The organism is Archangium gephyra, assembly GCF_042230915.1.
Lineage (GTDB): Bacteria > Myxococcota > Myxococcia > Myxococcales > Myxococcaceae > Archangium > Archangium gephyra_B.
Genome location: NZ_CP102578.1, coordinates 1,059,350 through 1,085,210 on the forward strand (window position 1 = coordinate 1,059,350; position 25,861 = coordinate 1,085,210).

General features: G+C 69.7%; 20 protein-coding genes. 14 read left to right on the forward strand and 6 right to left on the reverse strand.

Annotation, left to right across the window (positions count from 1 at the left end):
* Positions 1–3 precede the first annotated feature (3 nt).
* Together NR798_RS04440 and NR798_RS04445 are read right to left on the reverse strand one after the other, a co-directional pair.
* On the reverse strand, positions 4–2,874 hold the full coding sequence (locus tag NR798_RS04440) for a TonB-dependent receptor domain-containing protein (protein WP_375770149.1): 2,871 nt from the start codon (positions 2,872–2,874) through the stop codon (positions 4–6).
* Between the two features lie 54 nt (positions 2,875–2,928).
* Positions 2,929–3,378, reverse strand: coding sequence for an HIT family protein (locus NR798_RS04445; RefSeq protein WP_375770150.1), 450 nt, complete (start codon positions 3,376–3,378; stop codon positions 2,929–2,931).
* A gap of 143 nt (positions 3,379–3,521) precedes the next feature.
* Here NR798_RS04445 and NR798_RS04450 point away from each other — a divergent pair, with 143 nt between their 5' ends.
* The 6 genes from NR798_RS04450 (at position 3,522) to NR798_RS04475 (ending at position 13,688) form a co-directional block, all read left to right on the forward strand.
* Positions 3,522–5,165, forward strand: coding sequence for a carboxypeptidase-like regulatory domain-containing protein (locus NR798_RS04450; RefSeq protein WP_375770151.1), 1,644 nt, complete (start codon positions 3,522–3,524; stop codon positions 5,163–5,165).
* Between the two features lie 214 nt (positions 5,166–5,379).
* Positions 5,380–5,847, forward strand: coding sequence for a response regulator (locus NR798_RS04455; RefSeq protein WP_375770152.1), 468 nt, complete (start codon positions 5,380–5,382; stop codon positions 5,845–5,847).
* Between the two features lie 18 nt (positions 5,848–5,865).
* Entirely contained in the window at positions 5,866–9,678 is a 3,813-nt protein-coding gene (locus tag NR798_RS04460; protein ID WP_375770153.1) for an SUMF1/EgtB/PvdO family nonheme iron enzyme, read from the forward strand.
* Between the two features lie 134 nt (positions 9,679–9,812).
* Positions 9,813–10,838, forward strand: coding sequence for an ADYC domain-containing protein (locus tag NR798_RS04465; RefSeq protein ID WP_375770154.1), 1,026 nt, complete (start codon positions 9,813–9,815; stop codon positions 10,836–10,838).
* A 130-nt stretch (positions 10,839–10,968) separates the two neighbouring features.
* The gene (locus NR798_RS04470) at positions 10,969–13,098 is read left to right on the forward strand and encodes an HET-C-related protein (RefSeq protein WP_375770155.1); all 2,130 of its coding nucleotides are present in this window, start codon (positions 10,969–10,971) and stop codon (positions 13,096–13,098) included.
* Positions 13,095–13,688 (forward strand): hypothetical protein, encoded by a 594-nt coding sequence (locus tag NR798_RS04475; protein ID WP_375770156.1) that lies wholly within the window; start codon positions 13,095–13,097, stop codon positions 13,686–13,688. Before NR798_RS04470 ends, NR798_RS04475 begins: the two co-directional genes overlap by 4 nt.
* Positions 13,689–13,791: 103 nt before the next feature.
* Here the strand turns inward: NR798_RS04475 and NR798_RS04480 are convergent, their stop codons facing one another.
* Positions 13,792–14,466, reverse strand: coding sequence for a lectin-like protein (locus tag NR798_RS04480; protein WP_375770157.1), 675 nt, complete (start codon positions 14,464–14,466; stop codon positions 13,792–13,794).
* A gap of 134 nt (positions 14,467–14,600) precedes the next feature.
* Positions 14,601–15,851 carry a hypothetical protein gene (locus NR798_RS04485; protein ID WP_375770158.1) on the reverse strand — a complete coding sequence of 417 codons (1,251 nt, stop codon included), beginning with the start codon at positions 15,849–15,851 and terminating at the stop codon, positions 14,601–14,603.
* Between the two features lie 216 nt (positions 15,852–16,067).
* Between NR798_RS04485 and NR798_RS04490 the strand changes: the two genes are divergently transcribed.
* From NR798_RS04490 to NR798_RS04510, 5 genes are read left to right on the forward strand one after another with little or no spacing between them, the layout of a single operon-like run.
* Entirely contained in the window at positions 16,068–17,777 is a 1,710-nt protein-coding gene (locus NR798_RS04490) for a methyl-accepting chemotaxis protein (RefSeq protein ID WP_375770159.1), read from the forward strand.
* A 2-nt stretch (positions 17,778–17,779) separates the two neighbouring features.
* A complete protein-coding gene (locus NR798_RS04495; RefSeq protein WP_375770160.1) occupies positions 17,780–18,310 on the forward strand; it encodes a chemotaxis protein CheW in 531 nt (176 codons plus the stop codon).
* A gap of 14 nt (positions 18,311–18,324) precedes the next feature.
* Positions 18,325–18,699, forward strand: coding sequence for a PleD family two-component system response regulator (locus NR798_RS04500; protein WP_375770161.1), 375 nt, complete (start codon positions 18,325–18,327; stop codon positions 18,697–18,699).
* 17 nt (positions 18,700–18,716) lie between these two features.
* Complete coding sequence (locus NR798_RS04505) at positions 18,717–19,349, forward strand: GAF domain-containing protein (protein WP_375770162.1); 633 nt, start codon at positions 18,717–18,719, stop codon at positions 19,347–19,349.
* 7 nt (positions 19,350–19,356) lie between these two features.
* Entirely contained in the window at positions 19,357–20,952 is a 1,596-nt protein-coding gene (locus NR798_RS04510) for a chemotaxis protein CheA (RefSeq protein ID WP_375770163.1), read from the forward strand.
* Positions 20,953–21,058: 106 nt separating this feature from the next.
* Here NR798_RS04510 and NR798_RS04515 read toward each other — a convergent pair whose 3' ends face one another.
* Positions 21,059–21,265, reverse strand: a complete 207-nt coding sequence (locus NR798_RS04515; protein ID WP_375770164.1) for a hypothetical protein — start codon at positions 21,263–21,265, stop codon at positions 21,059–21,061.
* A 323-nt stretch (positions 21,266–21,588) separates the two neighbouring features.
* Between NR798_RS04515 and NR798_RS04520 the strand changes: the two genes are divergently transcribed.
* Together NR798_RS04520 and NR798_RS04525 are read left to right on the forward strand one after the other, a co-directional pair.
* Positions 21,589–22,374, forward strand: a complete 786-nt coding sequence (locus NR798_RS04520) for a Uma2 family endonuclease (protein WP_375770165.1) — start codon at positions 21,589–21,591, stop codon at positions 22,372–22,374.
* A 51-nt stretch (positions 22,375–22,425) separates the two neighbouring features.
* A complete protein-coding gene (locus NR798_RS04525; RefSeq protein WP_375770166.1) occupies positions 22,426–23,850 on the forward strand; it encodes a hypothetical protein in 1,425 nt (474 codons plus the stop codon).
* 7 nt (positions 23,851–23,857) lie between these two features.
* On the opposite strand, the gene NR798_RS04530 is transcribed toward NR798_RS04525, so the two are convergent.
* Positions 23,858–24,691 carry a hypothetical protein gene (locus tag NR798_RS04530; RefSeq protein WP_375770167.1) on the reverse strand — a complete coding sequence of 278 codons (834 nt, stop codon included), beginning with the start codon at positions 24,689–24,691 and terminating at the stop codon, positions 23,858–23,860.
* Positions 24,692–24,917: 226 nt separating this feature from the next.
* Here NR798_RS04530 and NR798_RS04535 point away from each other — a divergent pair, with 226 nt between their 5' ends.
* The gene (locus tag NR798_RS04535; protein ID WP_375770168.1) at positions 24,918–25,814 is read left to right on the forward strand and encodes an OmpA family protein; all 897 of its coding nucleotides are present in this window, start codon (positions 24,918–24,920) and stop codon (positions 25,812–25,814) included.
* Positions 25,815–25,861: the final 47 nt, after the last annotated feature.

Here is a 25,861-nt window from a genome sequence, read left to right on the forward strand (position 1 = left end):
GGCTCAGAAGCTGCCGGTGAGCTGCAGCGTGAAGGTGCGGCCGTACTGGGGCACGGGCGCGGCGGCGCGCTCGGTGCCCAGCGCCAGGGCGTAGCGGCTGTCGAGCAGGTTCTGCACGCCGGCGAAGTAGCGCACGCGCTGGAACTCGCCGGACAGGCCCACGCCCAGCAGCAGGGCTTCGCCATACTCCGCGCCCTCCTTCGCGCTGCCCCGGGCGCTCTGGTAGGTGGCCTGGGTGGACAGGCGCAGGTCCCCGTTGCCCAGGGGCAACAGCAGCCGTCCGGTGGCCAGGTGCGCGGGGGCGGAGGCGACCACCTCCTCCGAGGCATTCTGGAGGGTGACGAAGGAGTAGCTCAGGTCCACCAGGAGGTAGCGCCCCGGCTGCCAGTGCAGCCCGGCCTCGGCGCCCCAGGCGAGCGTCTCGCCGGGCCGGTTGCTGAAGACGCGGCACTCCACGGTGCCACTCGGGCTGCCGCACTGGGGCGGGCCCGGCTGCGCCTCCAGCACGACGAGGTTGGTGATGCGGTTGTGGTAGCCAGCCACGGTGAGCCGCAGCTCGTCCGTCAGGTCGTGCGCGTGCTCGATCTCCAGGGTGGTGATGGTCTCCGGCTCCAGCTCCCCGGCGGGCGCCTGGGTGACGCCCCCGTCGTGGTAGTCGAGCTCGTAGGCGTTGGGCGCGCGGAAGGCCCGGCCGGCCACCAGCTTGGTGAGGCCCTTGTCGTAGGGGCGGGCAATGAGGGCCAGCCGGGGGGTGAGGGGCGCCGTCTCCAGGTGGAGGTACTTGTCCAGGCGCAGGCCGCCGGAGAGCGTCAGCCGCGGGTGCAGGCGCCACTCGTCCAGCAGGTAGGCGGAGAGCAGCGCGCGGCTGTTGCTGGTCAGCGGCGCGTTGCCGCCCTCGGGGCCGAAGCTCTCCTGCTCCACGCGCAGCTGGCTCTGGCCCTCCAGGCCCACGGTGAGCCGGTTGGTGCTGGAGAGGTTGAAGAGGAAGCGGGCCTCGGCGGTGAGCCAGTCGGCGCGGCCGGCGTCGGTGTCGCGCCGCAGGGTGCCGTCCTCCTTCTCGTACATCCAATAGCCCCGGTAGCGGCTGCCGTCATAGGCGCCGCGCAGTGACAGGCTCACCCGCTCGCCCAGCGTCTTCTCGTAGCGGGCCTCGACGAAGCCGCGGAAGTCCTCCACCTGGGTGCCCTCGACACCCAGCACCGTGCCGTAGGGGCCGGAGGGAATCTGCTTCTGCCGGCCGTGCAGCTGGGCCTGGAAGGACAGTCCCCCCAGGCGCGCGCGCAGCGAGGCGGTGGCGGCCTTCTCCCCGTCCAACCCCTGCACCAGCGGCAGGCCTCCGCCCAGCACCGTCGTCTCCGCGCCCCCCATGTTCATCCCCGCCACCGACAGCAGCGCCGAGTTGTGCCCGTCCTCCCACGCCACCGTGCCGTGCAGCCGCGTGGTGCCCAGCGCCTCCACCGCCCCCGTGGCCTCCACCCGCCGCTCCAGGCCCAGCGACTCGCGCGGCACCACGTTGATGACGGCGAAGAAGGCGCCCGTACCGTAGAGCGCGCTGCCCGGGCCGCGCACCACCTCGATACGCTCCACCTCCTCCAGGTCCACCGACAAGTCGCGCGCCGAGTAGCCCTGGCCGGCCCACACGTCGTTGACGGGGTGGCCGTCCCAGAGGATGAGGACGCGGGTGTTGAAGTCGCCCGGAGGCGCGAAGCCGCGCACGCCCAGGTACGTGTAGGAGCGGTCGTTGGAGATGAAGAAGCCGCGCACGGCGGCGAGCGCATCGGCCAGCGTGGTGTAGCCGAAGGCGCGCAGCTCCTCCTGGGAGAGCACGGTGGTGGAGGCGGGGGCCTCGTCCACGGAGAGCAGGCTCTTGGAGGCGGCGCGCACCGGCGGCGGCTCGTAGCGCAGGTCCGCGTGGAAGAGCGTGTCCTTGTCGGCCACCACCGTCACCAGCTGGCGCACCGGGCGCACGTCCCGGCTCTCCACCTCCAGGGTGTGCTCGCCCTCGGGCAGCGTCATGACGGTGGGGGTGAAGCCGGTGGCGTGGCCGTCCACGCGCACCGAGGCGTTGTCGCGGTTGGCGGTGATGACGAGGCGGCCGGTGGGCTTCTCCTGCAGGCGCAGCGACACCTGCACGGCCACGCTCCCCTCCGCGGGCACGTCCACCAGCGACTGGGCCGGGGCATGGCCGGGCGCCTTCATGTGCAGCACGTGCCGGCCGGGCGTGAGGCTCAGCGTCCCGGGCACCCGCGCCAGCACGGGGCCGTCCGGCGAGTCGCGCACCTCCGTGCCCTCGGGCGAGCCGGTGAGCTCCACCGTGCCGGTGATGAGCTCCAGCTTGAACTCCTGCGCGGCGGAGCGGCCCCGCGCCACGTAGACGGTCTCCTGCGCGGGGCGGTAGCCCTCCTTGCGCACCATCACCTTGTGGCGCCCGGGCGTCAGCGCGAGCGTCTGGGGAGACAGGCCGCGGATGCCCAGGTCCTCGCGGTCCACCAGCACCTCGGCGCCCGGCGGCTCCGTGGTGACGCGCACCAGGGCCACCTTGGGGCGCAGCCGCTCCAGGGAGCGGCGCACCTCGGCCTCGTCCGAGCCAGGCAGCTTCTCCTGGGCCAGGTCGTTGTAGTAGCGGTACGCCTCGTTGTAGCGGGTGAGCGCCTCGTAGCAGCGGGCGATGTTGAAGAGGACGTTGCGGTTGGGGACGAGCCGGTAGCTGTTGAAGTAGGCGCGCAGCGCCTCGACGTACTGGCCCCGGGCGTAGGCCTCGTTGCCCACCTCGAAGGCCACGTCCGCCTCATCCGCGGTGTTGTTGGCCAGCGCGGCGGCGGGCAGGAGCAGCAGCAGCGAGAGCAGGAGGGAGGCGAGACGGAGCACACGCATGGCGGCCGCCATTCTTCCACGTCGGCGCGGAAGGTCCACCCAGGGGCCCGCTTCCTACCCCGCCAGGGCCGCCGCCAGGGCCCGGGCCGCGGCCTCCAGCTCCGCCTCCGGGCGCATCTCTCCTGGCGTCCCCTCGAAGGCCCCCCGCCCCCACAGCCGCTGGGGCGTGTCCCGGTAGCGCGGCACCAGGTGCAGGTGGAAGTGGCGCAGCACGTCCCCAATGGCGAAGGCGTAGGCGTGCTCGGCGCCGAGCACCTCGCGCTGGGCCCGCATCACCCGCGCCGCGAAGGGGCCCAGCTCCCGGGCCGCCTCGTCGTCCAGGTCGTACAGCGCCCGCGCGTGCCGCACGCTGGTGAGCACCACCCAGCCGGGCAGGGGGCTGGGCGAGGCCACGCCATGCAGCACCAGCCCGGACGAGCGGGCGAGCACTCCTCCCACGGGCCGGGTGGCTCCCCTCACGATGGCGCACCCCAGGCAGGGCGCGTTCACGTCCACGTCGCTCATGGCGCCCACGCTACCACCCGGCCCTCGCGGAAATGTCCGCCCCGGTTGCACCCCGTGCCCTTCTTGACGCACCGGGGCCGCGTCGGAGACTGTCTCCGCGCCGCCACACGCGGGCTCCAACTCCAAGCATTCAAGGTGGGAAGATGAAGAAGCATTGGGCAGTCGTGCTGCCGCTCCTGGTCGTCGGATGCGCGCCGGAGGACAAGGATGGGGACGGCATCGCCGACGGCGTGCGCGAGCCGGACTCCGTGTCGGTGGTGGCCCCGGCCAACCCCCAGGGGACGGTCTCCGGCCAGGTGCTCAACACCCGGATGATGCCGCTGGCGGACGCCGACGTGAAGCTCACCATCGGCAGCGCCACGGCGGACAAGCCCTTCGAGACGAAGACGGACGCCTCGGGCAACTTCGTCCTCACCCACGTGCCGGCCGGCGCCCAGGTGCTGGTGACCATCAGCAAGGCGGGCCATGCCACGCTGCGCGCCAGCGCCGTGGTGCCCTCGAGCGCGGGCAACATCCCCATCAACAACGGCAACGCCAACATCGGCGCCATCTCGCTCGCCGAGACCAATGGCAGCGTGAGCTTCTCGCTCCTCACGCCCTCGGGCTACCCCGCCCGCGGCGCCAAGGCCTACGTCGAGGCCGTCCCCGCCGGCACCATCGCCTTCAACGGCGGCACGGCCTCGGCCGTCAGCTCGGTGGTGGTCGCCGCCGAGGCGGATGCCCTGGGCATCGTCACCTTCCCGGGCGTGCCCGCGCCGGCGGAGCTCGCGCGCATTGGCGGCGTGGGCGAGGCCGCCGGGGGCTACCGCCTCTGGGTGGACCCGGTGGACACCAATGGCGACGGCATCCTCGACGCCGGTGGCTATGCGCAGAAGATCGACGCCTCGACGCTCGTGGTGAGCGGCGGCTCGCAGCTGCTGCGGCTGCCCGCCCCGCGCAATGACGCCGGGGGGGGCTCCACCACGGGCTTCCAGCTCGTCGCCACCAACGTCCCCAGCCTCCACTACGTGAAGCTGCTGGATGGGGATCCGCAGAAGCCCCAGATGGAGCTGCAGAAGAAGCCCATGCGCAACCTGGTCCGGCCCGGCGAGCCCATCTACCTGGGCTTCAGCCAGCCCGTGGCGCGCGAGTCGCTGCTGGCCCTGGTGACGGACGAGTACGGCCGCGAGAAGTACGACGTCACCGTCACCTCGAGCGCCGCCGGGGACGTCTACACGCTCCTGCCCCCCGCCTCCGTCCGCGAGGGCGTGGAGTACAACCTCATCCTGCGCGCCACCTCGGCGTATGACGGCAGCGTGCGCACCTGGAAGGGCTACTTCCTCAGCGGGGACCCGAAGAGCCCCCGGCCGCTGCAGCTCTCCTCCGCCCTCTACAAGGATGGCGCCACCGGCACCACCGGCACGCTGGACTCGGGCGAGTGCATCATCATCAGCTTCAACCAGGCCGTGACGCCCACGAGCGTGCTGCTCGACACCATCGTCACCACGGGCGAGGCCAGCCCGCCTTCCTTCAAGGCCACGGCGGCCGCTCCGCCCTCCACCAACCCCTGCTTCACGGCGGAGTCGCCCACGAAGTACCCCATCGACTCGGCCAACTTCAACGAGGCCACCACCCGCTTCGTCTTCACCTACAGCGGCACCGCCATCAACCTCACCACCAACACCGTCAAGGTGAAGGCGGACTTCACGAAGTTCCAGTCCTCGGACCTGTCGGCTTATTACGAGACGGCCTGGGGGACGCCCGTGTCCTCGAGCACCAGCCTCGAGGCGCCGCTGGGCAAGCTGTAGCGGCCTGTAGTCCGGCGGTGGGCGCTGAAGGCAGGCGTCCAGGCGGCACTGCGTGGCCTGGATGTGCCAAGTCACCATCGCTGTGAGTGAAGTGTCCGGGCCACGACAGGATTTGTGGCCCGGACGCGCTCGGAGGCTGGCGGCGACGAGCGCATCCGCGGGGCCGTACATAGCATGGTGCGGCGTTCCCACCTTGTACGAGGGGCCCCGCGCTATGACCTTACCGCTCACGCAAACCCTCGAAAACAGGCTGCATGATGGCGGCGAGCCGCCCGAGCCGGCCAATACGGTCGAGCGCCGGCGCGTCCTGGTGGTCGACGACTTCGACGATGCCCGCGAGATGTATGCGGAGTACCTGGAGTTTGTCGGCTTTCAGGTAGAAGTGGCGCGCAATGGCGTGGAGGCCGTGGAGAAGGCCCAGGGCGTGCTGCCGGACATCATCCTGATGGACCTGTCGCTGCCGGTGATGGATGGCTGGGAGGCCACGCGCCGGTTGAAGCAGGACCAGCGCACCCGGGACATTCCGGTGATGGCGCTCAGCGGCCACGTGCTGGCCGGCAACGCGGAACAGGCCCGGCAGGCCGGCGCGGACGAGTTCGTCGCCAAGCCCTGTCTCCCGCAGGACCTGGAAGACCGTATCCGGCGGATGCTCAAACCCAGCAAGTCGAAGAGCAGTCCTTGACGCCATAGGCACGACCCCGTGGGCCCTCCGCCTGCATCCCGGTCCAACGTCGACGGGTGGACTCCCCCCGAGGCGTTCGACGAGTACCGCCTGGTGCGCCTCATTGGAAGGGGCGCGACGGGACGCGTGTACCTCGCGCACGACACGCTGCTCGACAGGCCCGTGGCGGTGAAGTTCGTGCGCGCGCTGGGGGCCGGTGCGCTCGCCCGCTTCCTGGTGGAGGCCCGGGCCGCGGCGCGCGTCCAGCACCCCCACGTCGTCACCCTCTACCGGGTGGGGCAGCTGGAGAACCACCCCTACCTCATCTCCGAGTTCGTCCGCGGCACCTCGCTGGACCGGCTGCCCCGGCCCATGCCCTGGGAGCGCGTGCTGGCGCTCGGCCGGGACCTGGCGCGGGGACTGGGCGCGGCGCACCGGCGCGGCGTGCTGCACCGCGACATCAAACCGGCCAACGCCCTGCTCACCGAGACGGGCGAGGTGAAGCTGCTGGACTTCGGGCTGGCCAAGCTGCTGGACGCGGAGGGCCACCGCGACGAGGACACCCCGCCCGCGGCCTCCCCGGCCCGTCCGCCGCCGCTGCCCGAGCTGGATGCCGACAGCGTGGCGGGCTCGCTCGACGGGGTGGACCTGCCGTCCTTGCCCGCGGGCATGCTGGTGGGCACTCCTTATTACATGTCCCCGGAGGCCTGGGCGGGGGAGGAGCTCACGGCCCGGAGCGACGTGTACTCGCTGGGGCTGGTGCTCTACGAGCTGTGCGCGGGCCGGGGACCCTTCCGGCACGTGCCCCTCAAGGAGCTGTCCGACGCGGTGCGCACCCAGGACGCGCGGCCGCTGGCCGAGGCCGTGCCGGGCGTGGACGCGGACTTCGCGGCCGTGGTGGACCGCTGCCTGTGCCGGGCTCCCGAGGAGCGCTTCGCCTCCGCCGTGGCGCTGCTGGACGCGCTGGAGCCGCTCTCGCGCGACGAGTGGGCGGGCGCCGTGCCCGAGGGCAACCCCTACCGCGGCCTCCAGGCCTTCGAGGCCGAGCACCGCGCCCTCTTCTTCGGCCGGCGGCGCGAGCAGCGCGAGGTGCTGGAGCGGCTCCGGGCCGAGCCCTTCCTGCTCGTCGCCGGCGACTCGGGCGTGGGCAAGTCCTCGCTGTGTCTGGCCGGGGTGCTGCCGCGGCTCGCCGAGGGGGCCCTGGAGGACGGGCGGCTCTGGCGCGGGGTGCGGCTGATTCCGGGCAGGCGCCCCGCCGCCGCGCTCGCCGCCGCGCTGGCCCCCGTGCTGGGCGCCGACGAGGAGGGGCTGGTGGCCTCCCTGCGCGCGGACCCCACCGGCCTGGCGCGCCGGCTGCGGGCCCACCTCGGCGCGGACCAGGGGCTCGCCCTCTACGTGGACCAGCTGGAGGAGCTGGTGACGCTGGCCGGCGACGCCGAGGCCGCACAGGCGGGGCTCGCGCTCGGAGGACTGGCCGAGGGCGTGTCCGGCGTGCGCCTGCTGGCCACGTGCCGCAGCGACTTCCTCACCCGGCTGACGGCGGTGCCGGGCCTGGGCGCGCTGGTGCCCGGGGCCCTCTACCTGCTGCGGGCGCTCGGCCCGGAGGAGATTCGCGAGGCGGTGGTGGGCCCGGCCCGGGTGAAGGGCGTGCGCTTCGAGTCCGAGGCCCTGGTGGATGCGCTGGTGGCCTCGGCCGCCGGGGGCGGGCTGCCCCTGCTGCAGTTCGCGCTCGCCGAGCTGTGGGAGGCGCGGGACGAGGGCGCGGGTCTCATCACCCAGGCCGCGCTGGACGGGCTGGGCGGCGTGGCGGGCGCGCTGGCCATGCACGCGGACGCGGCGGTGGAGCGCCTGCTGCCGGATCAACGCGCGGCGGCGCGCGGCGTGCTGCTGCGCCTCATCACCGCCGAGGGCACCCGGGCGCGCAAGACGGACCGGGAGCTGGTGGGGGACGACCCGCGTCACCGCGCGGTGCTGGAGGCCCTGGTGCGCGCGCGCCTGCTGGTGGCGCGGGAGGTGGACGGGGGAACCTCCTATGAAGTGGCCCACGAGGCGCTGCTGACGGGCTGGGGCACCCTGGCGCGCTGGCTGGCCGAGGCCGCGGAGCTGCGCGAGGTGCAGGCCCGGCTGGAGGCGGACTCCGCGCACTGGGAGCGCGTGGGCCGGGTGCGGGACATGCTGTGGAGCCACCGGCAGCTGACCGAGGCCGCCCGGCTCGAGCGCGCGCAGCTCACCCGCCGCGAGCTGGCCTTCCTGGAGGCCTCGCGCCGCACGCTGGTGCGCAGCCGCCACCTGCGCCGGGCGCTCGCGGTGGGCTTCGTCCTGTCGCTGGGGCTCGTCTACGCGGGTCTGCGCTGGCACGAGGCGTCGGTGCGGGACCGGGCCGTGCGCGGCTGGCTGGCCGAGGCCTCCACCGCCATGCAGGGCGCGCAGCGCGAGCGCGACGCCTTCGCCACGGCGCGCGAGGAGGCGCTGGGCCACTACGACGCCGGCCGCAAGGAGCAGGGGGACACGGCCTGGGCACGCACCACCACCGCCGAGACCGTGCTGCACCGGCGCCTCGACGAGGCGGGAGACCGCCTGGAGCACGCGCTGGTGCTGGATCCGATGCGCGAGGACGTCCGCGCGGCCCTGGCCGACTTCCTCCTCGAGCGCGCCCTCCACGCTGAGCAGGCGATGGAGAGCAGTGAGCTGACGGCGCTGTTGCAGCGGCTGCGGCTGTACGACACGACGGGGGAGCGCTGGAAGCGGTGGACTTCCCCGGCGCTCGTCACCCTGGAGCTGTCCGTCCCCGGCGCGGAGCTGGAGCTGCGGCCCGTCTCCCGCGACGTGGAGGGCCGCGAGGTCATCGGCGAGCCGGTGCCCACCACGCGGGGGCCCTGGGTGGACATGCCGGTGCCGCCGGGAGACTGGCGGCTGACGGTGCGGGCCCCGGGCCATGAGCCCGCGTTCGTTCCGCTGCGCCTCGCGCGGGGGGAGCGCAGGCGCCTGGCGCCGCCGATGCTGCGCAGCGGCTCGCTTCCCCCGGGCTTCGTCTACGTCCCGCCGGGGCGCGTGCTCTTCGGCAGCGCGGCGGACGCGAGCGTGCGCGGCTTCTTCAACGCCGTGCCGCTGCATGCCAAGGAGATGGAGGGCTTCCTCATCGCCCGCCATGAGACGACGTACACGGAGTGGCTGGCCTTCCTGGAGTCGCTGCCCGCGAAGGAGCAGGCCCTCCGCCGGCCGCGCACGAGCACCACCTACCACGGCATGCTCGAGCTGGAGCGGGAGCGGGGCACGTGGACGCTGCGCTTCCAGCCCGGCGGCGTGCCCTACACCGTGCGGCTCGGCGAGCGGCTGCGCTACGCGAAGCGGGACCGGCGGGTGGAGCAGGACTGGACGCGCTTCCCCGTCACCGGCATCGCGTTCGAGGACGCGGAGGCCTATGCGGCCTGGCTGAACGCGACGGGGCGGGTGCCGGGGGCCCGGCTGTGTACGGAGCTGGAGTGGGAGCGCGCCGCACGGGGCGAGGACGGCCGCGAGTTCCCCCACGGCGACACGCTCGCCCCGGACGACGCCAACGTGGACTTCACCTACGGCAAGGAGCCCGGGGGCTTCGGCCCCGACGAGGTGGGCGCGCACCCGGTCTCCCGCAGCCCCTTCGGGGTGGATGACCTGGCCGGCAACGCGTGGGAATGGACGCGCTCGTCGCTGGAGGCCGGGGGCGTGGTGGCACGCGGTGGCTCCTACTACTTCGCCCCCGCCTCGGCGCGCCTGGCCAACCGCGAGATGCCCGAGCGCACCCTGCGCAACATCACCGTGGGTATCCGCTTGTGTGCGGACCTGCCCTCCAGGGCGTTGCCCCCAGGCAGGTAGCCCCTCGGGGCCCCCCGCGGCTGACGGCCAACGGACATTGCAAGGGGCCTTATGCCACATGTGTGGCTTGCCGGGCGGATGCCCACTGCACACCGTCGCGCGTGTCGGGGATGGAGTGACAGAGGGGTGGGGCCATGCGAGCAAGCAGGTGGTGCCGGGTCGTGGTAGCGGCCGTGGGCGTGGTGGCGTGTGGTGGCGAGACGCCGGTGCAGCCGGACGCGGAGCTCGGGGAGACGGGGTGGTCGCTGGGCATTCAGAACGGCGCGAACCTCAATGGCGCGAACCTCAATGGCTCGGACCTCAACGGCTCGGATCTGAATGGCTCGGACCTCAACGGCCCGTACCTCTCGGGGATGCTGGTGTCGGTGGACTACGCGGGCGCGTGGTTCGAGGGCACGCAGCCGGTCTCCTGGCTGGGCCAGTGGACCACGTGGCAGCAGGCGCAGGTGGAGGACGTATGGCTGGAGGGCTCGGCCTTCCACGGCTGGTACGACGGGCGCCCCATCTCCGGACAGGACTTCGCGCAGGCCCACTTCCTGGGCAACCTGGGGGATGGGAGCCAGGTGGAGCTGCGGGTGGACGCGGTGACGCAGGGCACGGGCGCGAACGCGGACGTGTGGACGTACCAGGTGTCCTATCTCGCACCGGCGGACGGCCAGTGGTACCCCATCTGCCGTAACGCGAGCGGCCAGCCGGCGGCGGCCATCGCGGTGGAGGGCTTCTGGGACTACCGGCAGGGGATGCCGGGCGTGGGCGGTAGGAAGTACGACGACCCACGCGTCTTCACCTTCGCGTGCGAGGGCGCGGCCATCGCGAAGTGCATCCGCTTCGGTTACAAGCCGTGGGCGAGCGTCGGCGGCGTGAGCCTGGCGGCGCACCACCAGGCGTGCACGCGCCTCATCCGCGCGGACTACTGCGGCGACGGCACCTCGCACACGGTGAACGGGCAGTGGGTGAACGTCTACGACGCGGTGGGGGTGCAGCAGGACACGGAGACGTGGGGCACGGAGGCGGAGTGGGGCACCGACGGGGCGCTCTGCTTCACGGACCACAACCGCGCCCACGCGCCGGTGACGTGCGCGGACGCTCCGAAGAAGGCGCAGTGCGGCACGCCGGACGCCTTCTCCACCGGCACGCTGCTGCAGAGCGAGACGCCGTAGCGCTCCGGAGCTTCCTCTCTACATACGCGCTGGTTTTTCCTGGGGGCGCTCGTAGTCTGTCCCTTTCGAACGCCCGCTGCTAACCTCGACCTCCTGGCTCAGGTGCGCCTCTTTGTACCCAGGGGGAAGGATGACGAGCAAAGCGCAGCAGCGGTTGACCCATGGTGGGCAAGCCCAAGGGCCTGACCTTCCAGGCCATGTGGGTTCGGACGCAACTCCCGGGGAGCGGTTGGAGAGCGACGCTGCCTTCAAGGCTCTATGCGCCGTTGCCGCGCGTTGGCCCGAAACGTCTTTCCTCTCGAAGCTGCGCGTCGTTTTTGGTTCGGACCTGCCGGCGGCGGCCTACCAGACCCTGCGCAAGGCGCTGCTCGATAAGACGTTGGCGCTGCCGAGAATCGAACTGGTGACCTCGGGGCTCATGGGCCATGAAGCCGGTTACGACAACGCCCAGCGGGTCATCATGGTGGACCGCCAGTTGGTGTCCCTGGCGGAAAAGGACAAGTCCAAGGCAGCGACGTTGCTCGTGGCCCTCGTCGAGGAGTTCGGCCACCATGTGGACAACCTGCTGCGCACCGAGTTCTCGCGGCAGGGAGGTGATGGGCCACGCGATGAAGGGACTGTGCTGGCGGGCACCCTCTATACCCAATGGCAGGCGCCAACGCCCACCACCTCGTTCGCCACCTACACCCGTGCTGGTCGAACCCATCGGTTGAGCACCGATACCGCTTCCTTCAAGAGTGCCCTCCAGCGGCACACGAGCGAGCAGGATCGCGCTGATGACGCGAAGGCGGGTTCAGTTCAATTCTTCGGGGCTGGGCGAGGCCATGGACAGACTGGGAAGTCCTTTGGTCACGAGTCCATCGAAGACGCTCTGGAGAACTCGTTCCCATCCCGGGAGCAGCGGCGTCAGATCTACTTTGGAAACTGGCTCCGGGACTACTCGCAAGCCATCGATCCGGCGCTGATCCGTCCCGCTAGGAGCAAAGACATCTCCGAGGGCTTCACTCGTGATGCGATGACAGGTGTCCTGGACGTCCTGGCGCGCGAAGAGTTCGGAAATGTGTCCATGTTCGGGGTCACGCCGCAAAAGCTTGGCGTGTACCGGCCCGAGGAGCACATCGACAATCCGCATGGCATCGAGGACAAGTCGAGCGACGACAAGGACTTCCGCAAGAAGTGTACGGAAGCTGAAGTCGCCATCGATCCAGCCACGGGCATGCTCAACTACATCGCCAATCGCAAAGGCAATTGGGCCACCTCTTCGGCGTACATCGAGCAGGAGTTGTGCGCGGCCGCCTCCCTTGGCAATACGCCCGAGGGATTACGCCGCCTGGGACACGCGCTGCATACACTCGAAGACTTCTACGCCCACAGCAACTTCGTGGAATTGCTGCTCATCAAGATGGGGTATGGCCAGGTCTACCCCTGGGCCCATCGGAAGTTTTCGGCGCCCACTCAGAGGTACCCCCTCATCACGGGCAAGTTTGGCTCGAATGACATCCAGGTCAGCCTGTCCTATGTCCTCAACGAGAAGCTGACGGCGAAAGCGGGCAAGAAGTACGTCGCGGGAGAGCGTTCCACCTCCGCGAAGATCCTGCTCATCCTCGCCAAGGACCTTCCCCCCGAAAGTCTCGACCCCAAGTACGTGAGAACGTACGAGGGGTACCTGCAGTTCATGGAGAATTTCTCACGGGAGAACCCCAAACTCGGCAAAGCGCTCGATGATATTTCGAAGTTTCTCTCCGCGCTGCCCAATTCAATCCTCGCGTCCAGGGCGAAGAATCACGCAACGGATGTGACGAAGTCGCAGCAGGAGTTCCTGAAGAACCCCGCCTTCCTCCACCCGACGCATAGCCAACTCGCCAAGGATCATGACGACCACCCCTTGCATCTCCTGGCGGCCACGCTGGCGATGGGGGCGATACGGGAGGTGGGGTGCGTCATGATCGAGGTCTGGAAGAAGCAGCGGAATCGAGACGACGTCATTCGGGAAGCGCTCAAGTACCTGGTCCACCCAGAGGACATCCAGAACACGGCCAACGATGCTCGAGCGTGGATCCTCAAGCCCACCCTCCAATGGGCCAAGGCGAACCCCAAGAAGCTCCAGCTCCTCCAGAAGGCTGCCATCATCGACCGGCAATTCACGGAGTCCGAGCACGCCCAAGCGAAGCTTCGCGATCATTACGAGAAGTACGGCGAACCCGAGGAGATGCTGGCTCAACTGCGTGGCTCCTTGGAGAGAGCCCAAGGGTTGGCATGAAGCCTTCCTGGATGTTCTGGCTCCTGGTGGCCCTGTGGGCAGGGGCGGGCGGACCCGCCTGCACGTGTGATGGCTCCAAGGACTCCCCGGTCCCGCCCCCTCCACCCTGTACCCTGCTGATCTCGGGTACGAGCATCCAATACAACGGTCGCGTGCTCCCGCTGCCCGGTCCACTGGGGGCCTGGGAGCAGGTTCTCGGTCCGCACTCGCGCAAAGTCGAGGTCGCCGACGATGTCTACGTGTGGGACCAGCTCGGCCTCTATTCGAGCGCGTTGACGTCGAGCACCGTACTCCGAAGCATCGCCGTGCAATTGACTCCACCGGACCCCGGACCGCTCGAAGCCCCCAAGTACCTTCCACGGAGCACCTTCCAAGGCCGGCTCTGCGTAGATGGAAGCGAGATCACTCCGCACTCGCGGATCGAGGATGTGAATCGCAACAAGCGGGGACAACTGTTCGCTCGGGGGTACCTCGATCACATCTATAGCTACGACATCGTCTCGCCCACGCAGGTCTACGTCCGCATTGATCTGACCGACGACGAGCAACCCGAATCCTTCTACATGGGGTTCTCGAACGAGGCCCCCTAGGCACGGGGCTGGCCGGCAACGACCTCCGGCTGGCGAAGGTGTCAGAGGATTCGAGTCGGCGCCCAGCGATGTACTGGACGAATTCTCTGACACCCGCGGCAGCTCAGGGCCCGTTGACGCAGGCGTTGCGCTGCACGTCGTAGTGCTGACCGGTGGGGCAGGTGCAGTGGTAGGCCGAGTCGGTACCCAGGGCACACGAGGAGCCACCGGCGCACTGCAGGGGCGGGACCGCGAACTCACACACGTAGGGGCTGACCTGCGTGCAGGCCACGTCATCCCAGGCGCCGGTGGTGTACATCCGGGCGCAGTCCTGGTGGCCGTTCTCCACGCCGTCCATGTCGTTGGGCTCTCCCGAGCTCCAGTTGAAGAAGGGAGCGGGGTTGCCCTCCGGCGTCTGCCAACCGGCGGAGGTGGACGACTGCCCGCTGGCCTGCTTGAGGCCGATGTACGTCAGGTCCGTCCCGATGATGGAGTGGATGGCGGAGTTGCTGGCGGAGTTGAAGGGCACGGCGAGCCGGCCGCCCATGGCCGTGCAGTCCGCCTTGGCGTTCGCCCAGGTCATGCCGGTGGCGTAGCGGTGGTACACGATGCCCCCGGCGTTGGTCTGGGCCGCGGGCACCGGAGCGCACTGGTCGGGCGCGAGGGCCGCCTGCTGCGTCTGGAGCTCGGAGACGGAGTCGGTGGCCTCTGGAAGACCGCCACAGCCACTCCAGAGGAGCGCGGCGAGACCCATCAACATGGGGCGGGACATGACAGCCGGCGTGCGGACATTGCGCATGACAAACACTCCTTGCGAGAGGGATGGGGAGCAGCCGTGCCCGCCTCTCAGCTGGGTGAGCTGAGCGGGAGCACGTCTCCTTGGACCCGCGAGGAGAAAATCCGGGCAACGGGGATGGAACGAGGACCTCGGGACTACCAGTTGTCCGTCCACTGCCAGTACACGACGAGCTCCGGATAGGCCTGCCGGGCATCCTTGATGAGGAACTCGTTCGAGCCGAAGACGGTGAGGTGGCCGAACTTGAACCCCAGCCCATAGACGGAGTGCCGGTACTGCTTGAGCGTCTCCACGTCATTGCCGCGCTGGGAGTCATGCGTGCGCGCCAGCGTCGGACGGCCCAGGACGACACGGGACAGGATGACCGAGCGATCCACACCGCAGGCGCACCGGTGGTCCGAGCACCGCGGGCATGACGTGTAGGTCATGACCTTGGCGAAGGAATCCGAGAAATAGGTGCCCTGGCCGAGCGCGCCGAACTTGGGGTCCGAGTAGGACGACTCCGCCTTCTTGGCGCCGTAGTCCGGGCGGAAGTTTCCCGAGGCGATCATCCGCGCGACGAACTCCGTCGTCCCGTGGAGCAGGTAGACCTCTCCGGATCCGTTGTCGATGACCGGCAGTTGAGCGTTGCGGTAGGTCCAGGAGATCTTCCGGAGTGCTTCACCGAGGTCCGCGCGAAGGTCCGCGTTGGCGTTCAGCTCGCCGCGGATCTCCTCCCGGCGCTCGCGATACGAACGCCAGAGCGTGTCGTGCAGGATGACCTTGATGCGAGTCACCCGGAAGGGGCCGGAGCGTGGCGGCTCCGTGCGCCGGCTCGAGAACATGCTCGCGCCCTCGTTGATCACCCGCTCCATCGCCCGGCTGCGCAGCTCGAGCAGCGGCGCCTTGTTCTCGGGATCTCCATTCTGTTGGAGCTGCTGGAGCTCCGCGTCGAGCTTGCGTTTCTCGTCCCGCGCCCGGTGGACGCGAGTGGCTTCCGCGCGAGGCGCCTCGCAGGGCTTCTGTCGCACGTTCTCGCGCAGGTAGTCCTGGATCCGGCCGAACAGGGGCGAGTCGTCGCGAAGCCAGCCCGTCTTGTAGTGGAGCGCGGTGTTGGACGGAGCCCGCTCCAGCGTCTGCTGCTTCTGGCGAGCCAGGAAGCGCCATTCCGCCTCGAACTCGGCCAGGGAGGGATCGTCATCCGCGGGCCGCGCGGCTTGCTTCTCCTGGTTGAAGTCGTTAAGGGCCCGGGTGGCGATGTTCTGGCGCGCGCGACCCAGCGCACCGCCGAGCTTCTTGACGACCCGGTCGGGCAGCGCGGCGGCGCCCGCCTCGGCCGGGGCTTCCGCCGACCAGCCGAAGTGGAACTGGCCAACGTCTCGCCAGGAAGGGGGAGTGAAGTCCGCCATCGTCTCTCCGGGTCCAATGGAAGCGTGCGGCGCCATCGTAGCAGGCGGGCTGCCCCCTCCGTTGCCTGGCTCCCAAGCAACCGGTGACCTGGGATGTGCTCGCGCGGCGCCAGGAGAGGTCGGTGGGCGGGGGGGCGGGTAAAACGTTCGCCCGGAGTGTTCTCATCGTTTGGGGTCCATGGGATCCTTGAGGCAGTCGACAAAAAGGAAATCGCAGTGAACTGGTTCCGCAACTTGAAGGTCGTCACGAAGCTCACGCTCGGATTCGGGCTGCTCACGGTGCTGGCCGTGCTCGTCGGAGTGCAGGGCCTGCGTGGCATGGCGCAGACAGACGAGAGCCTCCAGGAGATCCACGAGCACCACGCGCTCGGCCTCGTGAAGCTGCTCGAGGCGGACGTACACATGCTCCACATGTCCCGCACCCTCCGGAACGTGGTGCTGGACGTGGGCACGGAGCGGCTCTCGGAGCGGACCGCGGAGCTCGAGCAGAGCCGGGAGCTGTTCGAGAAGGCGTTCACGCAATTCCGGCAGACGATCTCCGGCTCGGATTCGGTCCAGCAGCTCAAGGCCGCGGAGGTGGAGCAGCTCCTGACCCAGCTGCGGAGCGAGCAGCAGGACGTCCTGCGGCTCGCGTCGAGTGGGCGGCTGCCCGGGTTGATCGCGGCGAGCAAGGATCTCTACATCGACGCGGGCGTGAAGGAGGTCCGGGCGGTCGAGAACCAGATCGAGGGCGTCATCAAGGAGCTCGAGGCACACAAGTTCGCGGCGATGGAGCGGTTCTCGGATCAGTCGACCGTGTCGTACGTGGCATTCCGGCGCTTCACCCTGGGCTTCATCCTCGCCGCCATCGTCGTCGCCTTGGGGATCGGACTGCTCACGACGGTGGTGATCTCCGAGCAGCTCGGCGGGGAGCCGGGCTACGCGGCGGAGATGGTGCACCGGGTGGCGGAGGGAGACCTCTCCGTGAAGGTGGAGACGAAGGGGAACGACAGGACGAGCCTGCTCTTCGCCCTGAAGGAGATGGTCAGGAGGCTCGCCGAAACGATGGCGGAGGTCCGCATGGGGGCCGCCACGCTCAGCGCGGCCTCCGCGCAGGTGGCGGCCTCCTCGCAGAGCCTCTCGCAGGGCACCGGCGAGCAGGCCAGCAGCGTGGAGGAGACCACCTCCAGCCTGGAGCAGATGACGGCCAGCATCACCCAGAACCGGGACCACAGCCGGCAGATGGAGCAGATGGCCGCCAAGGGCGCCCGGGACGCCGAGGAGAGTGGCCGGGCGGTGAAGGAGACGGTGGAGGCCATGGGCCTCATCGCGGAGAAGGTCTCCATCATCGAGGAGATGGCCTACCAGACGAACCTGCTGGCGCTGAATGCGGCGATTGAAGCGGCCAGGGCAGGGGAGCACGGCAAGGGCTTCGCGGTGGTGGCGACGGAGGTGCGCAAGCTGGCGGAGCGCAGCCGGACGGCGGCGAAGGAGATTTCAGGGCTGGCGACGAGCAGCGTGAAGGTGGCGACGCGCTCGGGGCAGTTGCTGGAGGAGCTGGTACCCGCCATCCGCAAGACCGCGGACCTGGTGCAGGAGGTGGTGGCCGCGTCCACCGAACAGGCCGACGGGGTGGCGCAGATGAACAAGGCGATGCAGCACGTGGACCAGGTGACGCAGCGCAACGCCTCCTCCGCCGAGGAGCTGTCCAGCACCGCCGAGGAGCTCTCCGCCCAGGCGGCGGCGCTCACCCAGTTGGTGTCCTACTTCCGCGTGGAGGACGGCCGCGAGCGCGGAGCTCGCATGCCGCCCCGTCCTGGGGTGGGGGGCGCGCACGCGCTCAGGGCGGCGGCGAACGCCCTCGGCCCCGGGGCTCCAGCTCCCGGTCCCACTGTCCAGGCTCCGCTCACGGGCGAGGACCGTGAGTTCAAGCGCTTCCAGGTGTGACCATGCGCGAGACCCCTCCTGCCGCGTCCACGCAGTCCCTGAGCTTCTTCCTCGCCGGGGACGAGTACGCCCTGGGCATCCTGCAGGCCCGGGAGATCATCGAGTACGACACCGTCACCCGAATTCCGGGCGTACCCGGCTGGGTGCGCGGAGTGTGCAACCTGCGCGGGAGCGTGGTGCCCGTCATCGACCTCGCGGTGAAGCTGGGCCTGCCTCCAGCCACCCTCACCCGGTGGAGCTGCATCGTGGTGGTGGAGGTGAAGCTCGAGGGCGAGCGGGTGGTGCTGGGGCTGCTCGCGGACTCCATCGGCCAGGTTCTCGAGCTGGCGGCCGGGGACGTGGTGCCTGCGCCGAGCTTCGGCACGCCGGTGAAGGTGGACTACCTGCTGGGCATGGTCCGGCCGGATGCGGGGCGGAAGTTCGTCCTGCTGTTGGACATCGACAAGGTGCTCAGCGGCGAGCAGGTGCTGTCGGCCATGTCCACTGTTCATGAATCGCGGCCCCAGCCCGATGCGGCCGCACCTCGCGGGTAACCATCCGAGCTCCCATGTCTCACAAGAAGAAGATCCTCCTCGTCGACGATTCACAGACCGTCCTGCTGATGCACCAGTTGTTGCTGGCCGACCGTGGCTACGAGTTGATCACCGCGCGAGACGGGCAGGCCGCGGTGGAGTCGGCCCTGGCCGAGCGCCCGGACATCATCTTCATGGATGTCCTCATGCCGCGCGTGGATGGCTTCGCCGCCTGCCAGGAGCTGCGCGCGCACGAGAGTACGCGCGACATCCCCGTCATCATGGTCACCACTCGCGGCGAGCCCCACAACGTGCAGCGGGGCTACGAGAGTGGCTGCTCCGACTACATCACCAAACCCTTCAATGCCAATGAGCTGCTGGACAAGCTCGAGCGGTACCTTGGCGAGTAGAGCGGAGGAGCGCGCGAATGCAACGAGATGAGTCGAAAGGCGCTCCCTCCATGCCCGAGCCCCCGGAGCAGCTCACCCGGCGCATGCAGGAGCTGCAGCTGGAGAACGAGGCGCTGCTCACGCGGGTCCGCCGCCTGAGCACCGAGCGGCAACGGTTGGAATCGCGGATGGCCGACCTCGCCCGGCTGCACACCGCCAGCACCCGCCTGCGTGAATCCGGGACGGACGCGGAGCTGGTGGCCACCCTCCAGGAGATCATCAAGGATCTCCTCGGCTCGGAAGCGTTCGCCGTCTTCGAGCTCGCGCCGGATGCGTCGGCGTTGTCCTGGCTCGGGGGCATGGGGGTGGACTCGGAGCTGCTGCGGCGCGTTCCCCTCGGGGAAGGTCCCCTGTCCTTCGTGGTCCAGAGCGGAAGGAGCTGGGTGTCCGAGGCGTTGCCGGCCGATGACCTGGCCCTGAGCGCCTGCATCCCCTTGAGACTGGGCAGCCGGGTGCTCGGGGTCATCGCCATCTTCCGGCTCTTGCCCCACAAACCGTCCTTCGAGGCGACGGACCATGTCCTCTTCGAGCTGCTGGAGACGCAGGGGGGCATGGCCCTCCACTGCGCCCGTTGCCCTGCCGGCGGGTCGCCGCTGACGGGAGGTTCCTGAGGGCCCCATGCGGATCGATCGTGAGCTCATCATCGAATCTTTCAGGACCGAGACGGAGGAGCTCCTCGCGGAGATGGAGGCGGGGCTGATGGCCTTCGAGGCCCACCCGCGCGAAGAGGTGCTGCAGACCGTCTTCCGCGGGGCGCACACGATCAAGGGCCTGGCGATGTCGCTGAGGTTTCCCACCCTCACCGACTTCGTTCATTGCGTGGAGGACGTGCTGGAGGCGGTGCTGGAGCGGCGGAGGCTGGCGACCGGGGAGCTGGTGACGCTGCTGTTGAGCGCGTTGGAGCACCTGCGCGGACTGGCGGTGGCCGCGGTCTCCGGAGAGGAGGGGATGCCACCTGGTGCCCAGCGGTTGCTGGAGCAGTTGAGAGCGCCGGGACTGGGGGGGCCGGTGCCGGTGGGTGCCGGACGAGCGCCGGAGGAGGTCCGGCGCGTGCGCACGCTCCGGGTGGACGTGGAGAAGCTGGACCGCATCGCCAACCTCACCGGCGAGCTGACCATCGCCCGGGGGCGGCTGACGCGGGTGCTGGCGAAGGGCTCGGCCGGAGAGGCCCTGGCGGTACACCTCGAGGCGGAGCAGCTGCACCTGGAGCTGCAGGAGGAGGTGAGGCGGGTGCGGATGGTGCCGGTGGGCCCCCTCTTCCGGCAGAACCTGCGTGCGGTGAGGGAGCTGACAGGAGCTCAGCAGAAGCGGGCGCGGCTGGTGTTGGAGGGAGAGGACGTGGAGGTGGACACCGCGCTGGTGGACGGGTTGCGCGAGCCGCTGCTGCACCTGGTGCGTAACGCGGTGGACCACGGGCTGGAGACGCCGGAGGCGCGGCGCGAGGCGGGCAAGGAGCCCTCCGGGACGCTGGTGCTGCGTGCCTTTCACGAGCCGGGAATGCTGGTGGTGGAGCTCTCCGACGACGGCCGGGGCCTGCGGTACGAGCGGCTGCGGGAGAAGGCGCGCGCGCTGGGGCGGGACGCCGAGCGGATGACGGCGGAGGAGCTGGCGGAGCTCGTCTTCCTGCCGGGGCTGTCCACCGCGGAGACGGTGACGGAGGTGTCCGGACGCGGGATGGGCATGGACGTGGTGCGCCGCGGCGTGGGGGCTCTGCGAGGCACGGTGACGCTGCGCAGCGAGGAGGGGCGAGGGACCACGGTGACGCTGCGGGTACCGCTGACACTGGCCAGTATCCAGGGCTTCACCGTGGGGGTGGGCGAGGAGACCTATGTGCTGCCGCTGGAGGCGGTGCAGGAGTGCGTGGAACTGCCGGCGGAGCGGCGCGGGCAGCCCGGTGGCGGCGTGCTGAATCTGCGCGGCCAGGCGCTGCCCTACCTGCGGCTGAGCGAGGTGCTCGGAGTGCGGGGCCCTTGCCCGGAGCGCGAGAGCGTGGTCGTGCTGGGGCACGGTGGGGGCCTCGCCGGGTTGGTGGTGGACGAGCTGTATGGCGAGGGCCAGTGCGTCCTCAAACCGCTGGATCGCTTCTTCCGCCACCTGCCAGGCCTGTCCGGCTCGACCCTCCTCGATGACGGGCGCGTGGGGCTCGTCCTGGATGTGCCCTCTCTCTTGAAGGAGGCCGTGCAGCGGATGGCGCCCCCAGCCCCGAGCGGGTGAGGCGGAACCCGCGACATGGTGGAGGCGGCGGGAATCGAACCCGCACTTCCCCGCCTCTCCAGCCGAGCATCGCGGCGGCGGCCGGCGCATCGGCGCCGCATCCGGCTTACTGCGGGCAGGCGTCGAACACGCAGCTGCGCCAGTTCAGCTGGCACATGTCTGGGCTTTGGCCGGAGGCGAGGCACACCTGACGCTCGTCCTCGCAATAAATGCCGCCTGAGCAGACGATGATCAGATCGTCGTCAATCGCCGCGGTGGCCCCGAATGCGGAGCAGAACGCGACCAGGAACACGGTGAACAGCTTGATCTTCACCTGAAACTCTCCTTTTCGATGGTCGAGCAGCACGACCTCATGGGTGCTCCTCGCGGAGCCGGACCACGCTACGCGTTGACGGTCGCCGCGGTCCAGGACCTGTTCGGCATGTCGCGACATCGCTGGCGACGGACTCGCGAAGCGCCGCGGCGCAGGGCCGGAGCTCTGCGGCTCGGGGTGTCCGCGGAAGGAGACGGTGAGAACCCGGCCAGAGACAGCCGCGGGCGTCTCGCACGAGGGGCGCGGCGCCCGGCCCGACACTTGCTCAGGCAGCGTGGCGGGGGCGATTGACGCGCGCGAGGGCCCACCTCAGGCTGTGGGGCATGGCACAGCGCGAACAGGAGCGTGGAGGCCGCTTCCCCCAGGCGCCCACGCAGGAAGAGTGGGAGCGGATGAGTGTGGAGGAGCGGGGGCAGGTGGTGGAGTCACTTCCCGGCGAGGTGACGTGGGACGAGATGGCGATGCCGGAGGGGGATCTGCACTCCCAGGCGAAGATGGAGACGTTGGATGTGCTCCGAGGCTTCTTCTCCCGGGGGAGGCGGCGGGTGTACCTGGGCACGGAGCTGCCGGTGTACTACCCGGGGGAGAGGCGCTTCGCGCCGGACATGCTGGCGGTGCGGGACGTGGAGACGCACCCGCGCAGCAAGTGGGTGGTGAGCCAGGAGGGCAAGGGGCTGGAGTGGGTGATGGAGGTGCACGTGGGCGGCGACCGCAAGAAGGACGCCGAGTACAACGTGGAGCGCTACGCCCGGCTGGGGATTCCCGAGTACTTCATCTACGACCGGTCGCGGGAGCGGCTGGAGGCCTACCGGCTGCCTTCACCGGAGGCGAGGCGGTACGAGCGCATTCCCCTGGAGGCGGGCCGCTACCGCTCGGAGGTGCTGGGATTGGAGTTCGAGTTGGCGGGGGGAAAGCTGCGGCTGTGGGTGGGCAACGCGCTGCTGCTGGAGTCGCATGAGCTGGCGGAGCAGGAGCGGCGGCTGCGCGAGGCGGCCGAGCGGGGGCTCAAAGAGGCCGAGCGGGGGCGCGAAGAGGCGGAGCGGCGCCTGGCGGAGCTCCAGGCCGAGTTGGAGCGGCTGCGAGAGCCTGGGACTCGCCCTCCCCAATGATGTGGAAACTCCACTAGCGTGGCCTCCCTTCAGGTGACTGGGAGGTCACGCATGATGCGCATCCGTCCTTGGCTGTCGATGATGGGCGTGGTGGGGCTGGTGGGTTGTGGTTCCCCCGAAGCGGAGCAGGCCCCCTCGCCCGAGCCGGTGCGCGGTGGGGCCTCCGCGCTGGTGCAACAGGGCACGGTGCAACTCAACATCCTCTATGTGCACGGGGTGAAGGGCTGTCCGGAGCACCGGCAGAACGCGGAGGGCTCGCTCAACGAGTTGCAGGCGGCCGTCGACGCCGCGCTCCCCAGCTACATCTCCGAGTACCAGGCCAGCCACCCGGGCGTGACGGTGGTGACGCGCTCGGCGCATGCCAACCTCTACACGGCACCGGCCTCGCCCTACCACCCGTCGGACTCGACGGACCCGCTGAACATGGATGACTGGGAGGTGGGGGACCCCGGCTGCACCACCACGAAGCAGGGCGAGCCCTGCACCACCGCGTACGAGTGGCGCTACCGGCTGGCGCAGGAGATCAACCGGCGCTTCCCGGCGGGAGCGAAGAACATCGTGCTGGTGGCGCACAGCTCGGGCGCGCGGGCGGCCTTCGAGGTGGCGGCGAACGTGGGGCCCAATGGCGTGGGCACGCAGGACTGGGGCGTGCAGAGCCGCATCGCCGGCGTGGTGTCGGTGCAGGGCATGGTCGATTCGCTGGGGACGAGCAAGTACAACGTGGTGGGCACCACGGACTTCGTCACCACGTGCAAGTACGGAGACCCCATCGTGGGCTTCGGCGACTCGTGCGCGCTGGGCAACGGGTGGTGCGAGTACGCGGGCAACGTCACCGCCTTCCCGGCGGCGGACTGGGTGGTGCGCAACAAGCGGGCGTTGATGCTCAACTCGTGGGCGAGCTGCTCGCCGTCGCTCTGGACGGGCAACAGCGATGGGCCCCTGCCGTTCGACGCGCAGGGCAGCGGCCTGGCGGTGGGCACGGGGATGACGCCCTCGGCGGGACAGACGTGGCGGCCCTCGCACGGGGTGAAGTACGGCTCGTTCTGCCACAGCGCCATCGTGGACCCGGGCATCAGCGGACACGCGCAGGCGGTGACCGCGGCCCGAGATCGCATGCTGGAGTGGCTCTTCCGCAGCTCGCCGCGGGTGTCGGAGACGGGCTCTCTCACCACGTCCACGTCGATTGCCTATGGGACCTCGACGTCCAGCTACGCCATCGGCGCCGCGTGCCCGGCGGGAGAGAAGGACGAGGGCCTGGAAGTGGTGGGCGTGTGCAAGCACCCCGGCTACTTCGACGGGGATGACCACGCCATCGCCGCGGGCGAGCTCACCCTGACGAACGGGGCCGCGTGCACGGGCGCGTTCAAATGGACGCAGAAGCACGACAGCTCCAACAAGCACGCGGCCACGTTCTGGTGGAAGACGCGTTCACTGCCCGTGGACACGAGCTTGCTGGCCACCCTGCCCGCGAACTGAAGAGCCCTCAGTACAGGAACTCCACTCCGGCGAAGGGCTGGAGGTCGGTCTCGTTGGCGGAACCCCGCTCCCGCGTGTTGCCGGAGGCATCCTTCTCCGTCACCGTGAAGCTGCCCTGCCGGTAACCGAAGCCCGCGCTCACCGCGAACCACTCCAGCGGGCGCCACGCCAGCGAGGCCGCGCCGTTGATGACGAAGAGGCCCTCCAGGTCTCCCTTGTTGTAGAACGCCGCCGGAGGCGCGGTGGCGGCGTTGAGTCCCGCGGCCGTCCAGAAGCCGGCCACCTTGAGCAACCCGACGAACAGCGAGCCGGTCAGGTAGAAGTTCGGGCCGAGGAACAGCCTCGTCCGCACGTTCGGTCCGGCGGAGATCGTGCTCCACATCCCCAGCGAGCGCGCGAGCGGCTCATCCACGTTCATCAGGTTGACGCGCGCGTTCGCCCCGATGCCCGCGCTCAGGAAGAACGGGGTGCTGTTGACGAAGACGTAGTTGAAGCCCGGCTGGACCTCGAAGGCCGTGTACGACGTCGTCTCTGGCAACTCCCGCTCGTCTCCGTTGATGGCGTTCGTGGTCAGCACGCGGTAGCCGAGATCGAACCCCAGCATCCGCCCGTACAGATCCGTCGACATGGAGCCGCCGATCGCCGAGCCCTTCATCAGCTTGGGGTTGCCGGGGATGGGGACCTCGACGGACCAGAGCGTGTACCGGCCGTTCGCCGTCACCGTTCCTCGCGTCCCGAGGGGATCCGCTCCCGATGGAGCCGAGCCGTCATCGCGCCGCGCCGCCATCGACACCAGGGGAAGGAGACACACCAGCAGAGCTGCAACATGCGTAGGGCGCATCGTGAGTCCTCTCGTGAACATGTCTTGGTTCCTGCCAACCACCACTCCCCCCGACCGGCAGGATGGGGCGGTGTCACGCTTGGTGCCAGGGAGAATTTCCCGGTGAAAGTTTTTGAGTGTCACCGTTGTGTTCACCCACGTTCGACTCCGAAGGTGGGGAACACGCGCCCTCTCGCGCGCGTGGGCTCGGAGGTATAAGGGCGCTCTTCCACCCAAGGAGCCCTGAATGCGTATGCGCTGGTGTGTCCTCCTACTGGTTCCGTTGGTCGGCTGTGTCTCGCAGAAGGCCTTCGAGTCGAAGTCGCTGGAGGCGCACAACCTCAAGCAGCAGTACGACGAGCAACAGGAGCAGATGAAGGCCCTGGAGCAGAAGCTTGCCGAGACCTCGGCCGCGGCCCAGGCGGCGGAGAAGGAGAAGGCGGAGCTGGAGTCCTCGCTCGCGAACAGTGACGCCGAGCGCCGCGCGCTGCGCAAGCGCGTGGATGAGCTGGCCGAGCTCAACAAGGAGCTGTCCCGGAACACCGAGAAGCTCGAGGCGGCCAAGGAGGCCCTCGAGAAGAAGTCCAGCGAGTACGAGAGCCTCGCGAAGAGCCTCAAGGACGAGATCAAGACCGGGAAGATCGAGCTGTCCGAGCTCAAGGGCCGGATGGTGGTGAAGATGAAGGACAAGATCCTCTTCTCCTCCGGCAGCACGAAGCTCAACAAGGAGGGCCAGGAGGCGCTGGAGAAGGTGGCGCAGGCGCTCAAGGACGTGCAGGGCAAGCTCATCCGCGTCGAGGGCCACACGGACAACGTGCCGTTGCCGGCGGACGGGAAGACGGAGTTCGACTCGAACTGGGAGCTGTCCACCACCCGCGCGCTCGTCGTCGTGAAGCTCCTGCAGGAGCAGGGCGTGCCGCCCACGATGCTCTCCGCGCTGGGCTATGGCGAGTACCAGCCCATCGCCTCCAACCAGACGGCGGATGGACGGAGCCTGAACCGTCGCATCGAGATCGTCCTCGCGCCGGCCGAGCAGGCCCCGTCCGCGGTGGTGGCCGCCTCGGTGAAGAAGGCCCCGGCCCCGGCCCCCAAGCCCGAGGTGAAGCCGGCCTCCGGCGTCAAACCCGCCGCGAAGAAGAAGTAGCCGCGCCGAGGGCAGGACACGGCGCCGAGGCAGAACATGGCGCTGCG

What these genes read in the sequence shown, in the direction of transcription:
- NR798_RS04440 (WP_375770149.1), bottom strand. Translation starts at nt 2,874, where the DNA reads ATGCGTGTGCTCCGTCTCGCCTCCCTCCTGCTCTCGCTGCTGCTGCTC.
- NR798_RS04445 (WP_375770150.1), bottom strand. Translation starts at nt 3,378, where the DNA reads ATGAGCGACGTGGACGTGAACGCGCCCTGCCTGGGGTGCGCCATCGTG.
- NR798_RS04450 (WP_375770151.1), top strand. Translation starts at nt 3,522, where the DNA reads ATGAAGAAGCATTGGGCAGTCGTGCTGCCGCTCCTGGTCGTCGGATGC.
- NR798_RS04455 (WP_375770152.1), top strand. Translation starts at nt 5,380, where the DNA reads ATGACCTTACCGCTCACGCAAACCCTCGAAAACAGGCTGCATGATGGC.
- NR798_RS04465 (WP_375770154.1), top strand. Translation starts at nt 9,813, where the DNA reads ATGCGAGCAAGCAGGTGGTGCCGGGTCGTGGTAGCGGCCGTGGGCGTG.
- NR798_RS04470 (WP_375770155.1), top strand. Translation starts at nt 10,969, where the DNA reads ATGACGAGCAAAGCGCAGCAGCGGTTGACCCATGGTGGGCAAGCCCAA.
- NR798_RS04475 (WP_375770156.1), top strand. Translation starts at nt 13,095, where the DNA reads ATGAAGCCTTCCTGGATGTTCTGGCTCCTGGTGGCCCTGTGGGCAGGG.
- NR798_RS04480 (WP_375770157.1), bottom strand. Translation starts at nt 14,466, where the DNA reads ATGCGCAATGTCCGCACGCCGGCTGTCATGTCCCGCCCCATGTTGATG.
- NR798_RS04485 (WP_375770158.1), bottom strand. Translation starts at nt 15,851, where the DNA reads ATGGCGGACTTCACTCCCCCTTCCTGGCGAGACGTTGGCCAGTTCCAC.
- NR798_RS04495 (WP_375770160.1), top strand. Translation starts at nt 17,780, where the DNA reads ATGCGCGAGACCCCTCCTGCCGCGTCCACGCAGTCCCTGAGCTTCTTC.
- NR798_RS04500 (WP_375770161.1), top strand. Translation starts at nt 18,325, where the DNA reads ATGTCTCACAAGAAGAAGATCCTCCTCGTCGACGATTCACAGACCGTC.
- NR798_RS04505 (WP_375770162.1), top strand. Translation starts at nt 18,717, where the DNA reads ATGCAACGAGATGAGTCGAAAGGCGCTCCCTCCATGCCCGAGCCCCCG.
- NR798_RS04510 (WP_375770163.1), top strand. Translation starts at nt 19,357, where the DNA reads ATGCGGATCGATCGTGAGCTCATCATCGAATCTTTCAGGACCGAGACG.
- NR798_RS04520 (WP_375770165.1), top strand. Translation starts at nt 21,589, where the DNA reads ATGGCACAGCGCGAACAGGAGCGTGGAGGCCGCTTCCCCCAGGCGCCC.
- NR798_RS04525 (WP_375770166.1), top strand. Translation starts at nt 22,426, where the DNA reads ATGATGCGCATCCGTCCTTGGCTGTCGATGATGGGCGTGGTGGGGCTG.
- NR798_RS04530 (WP_375770167.1), bottom strand. Translation starts at nt 24,691, where the DNA reads ATGCGCCCTACGCATGTTGCAGCTCTGCTGGTGTGTCTCCTTCCCCTG.
- NR798_RS04535 (WP_375770168.1), top strand. Translation starts at nt 24,918, where the DNA reads ATGCGTATGCGCTGGTGTGTCCTCCTACTGGTTCCGTTGGTCGGCTGT.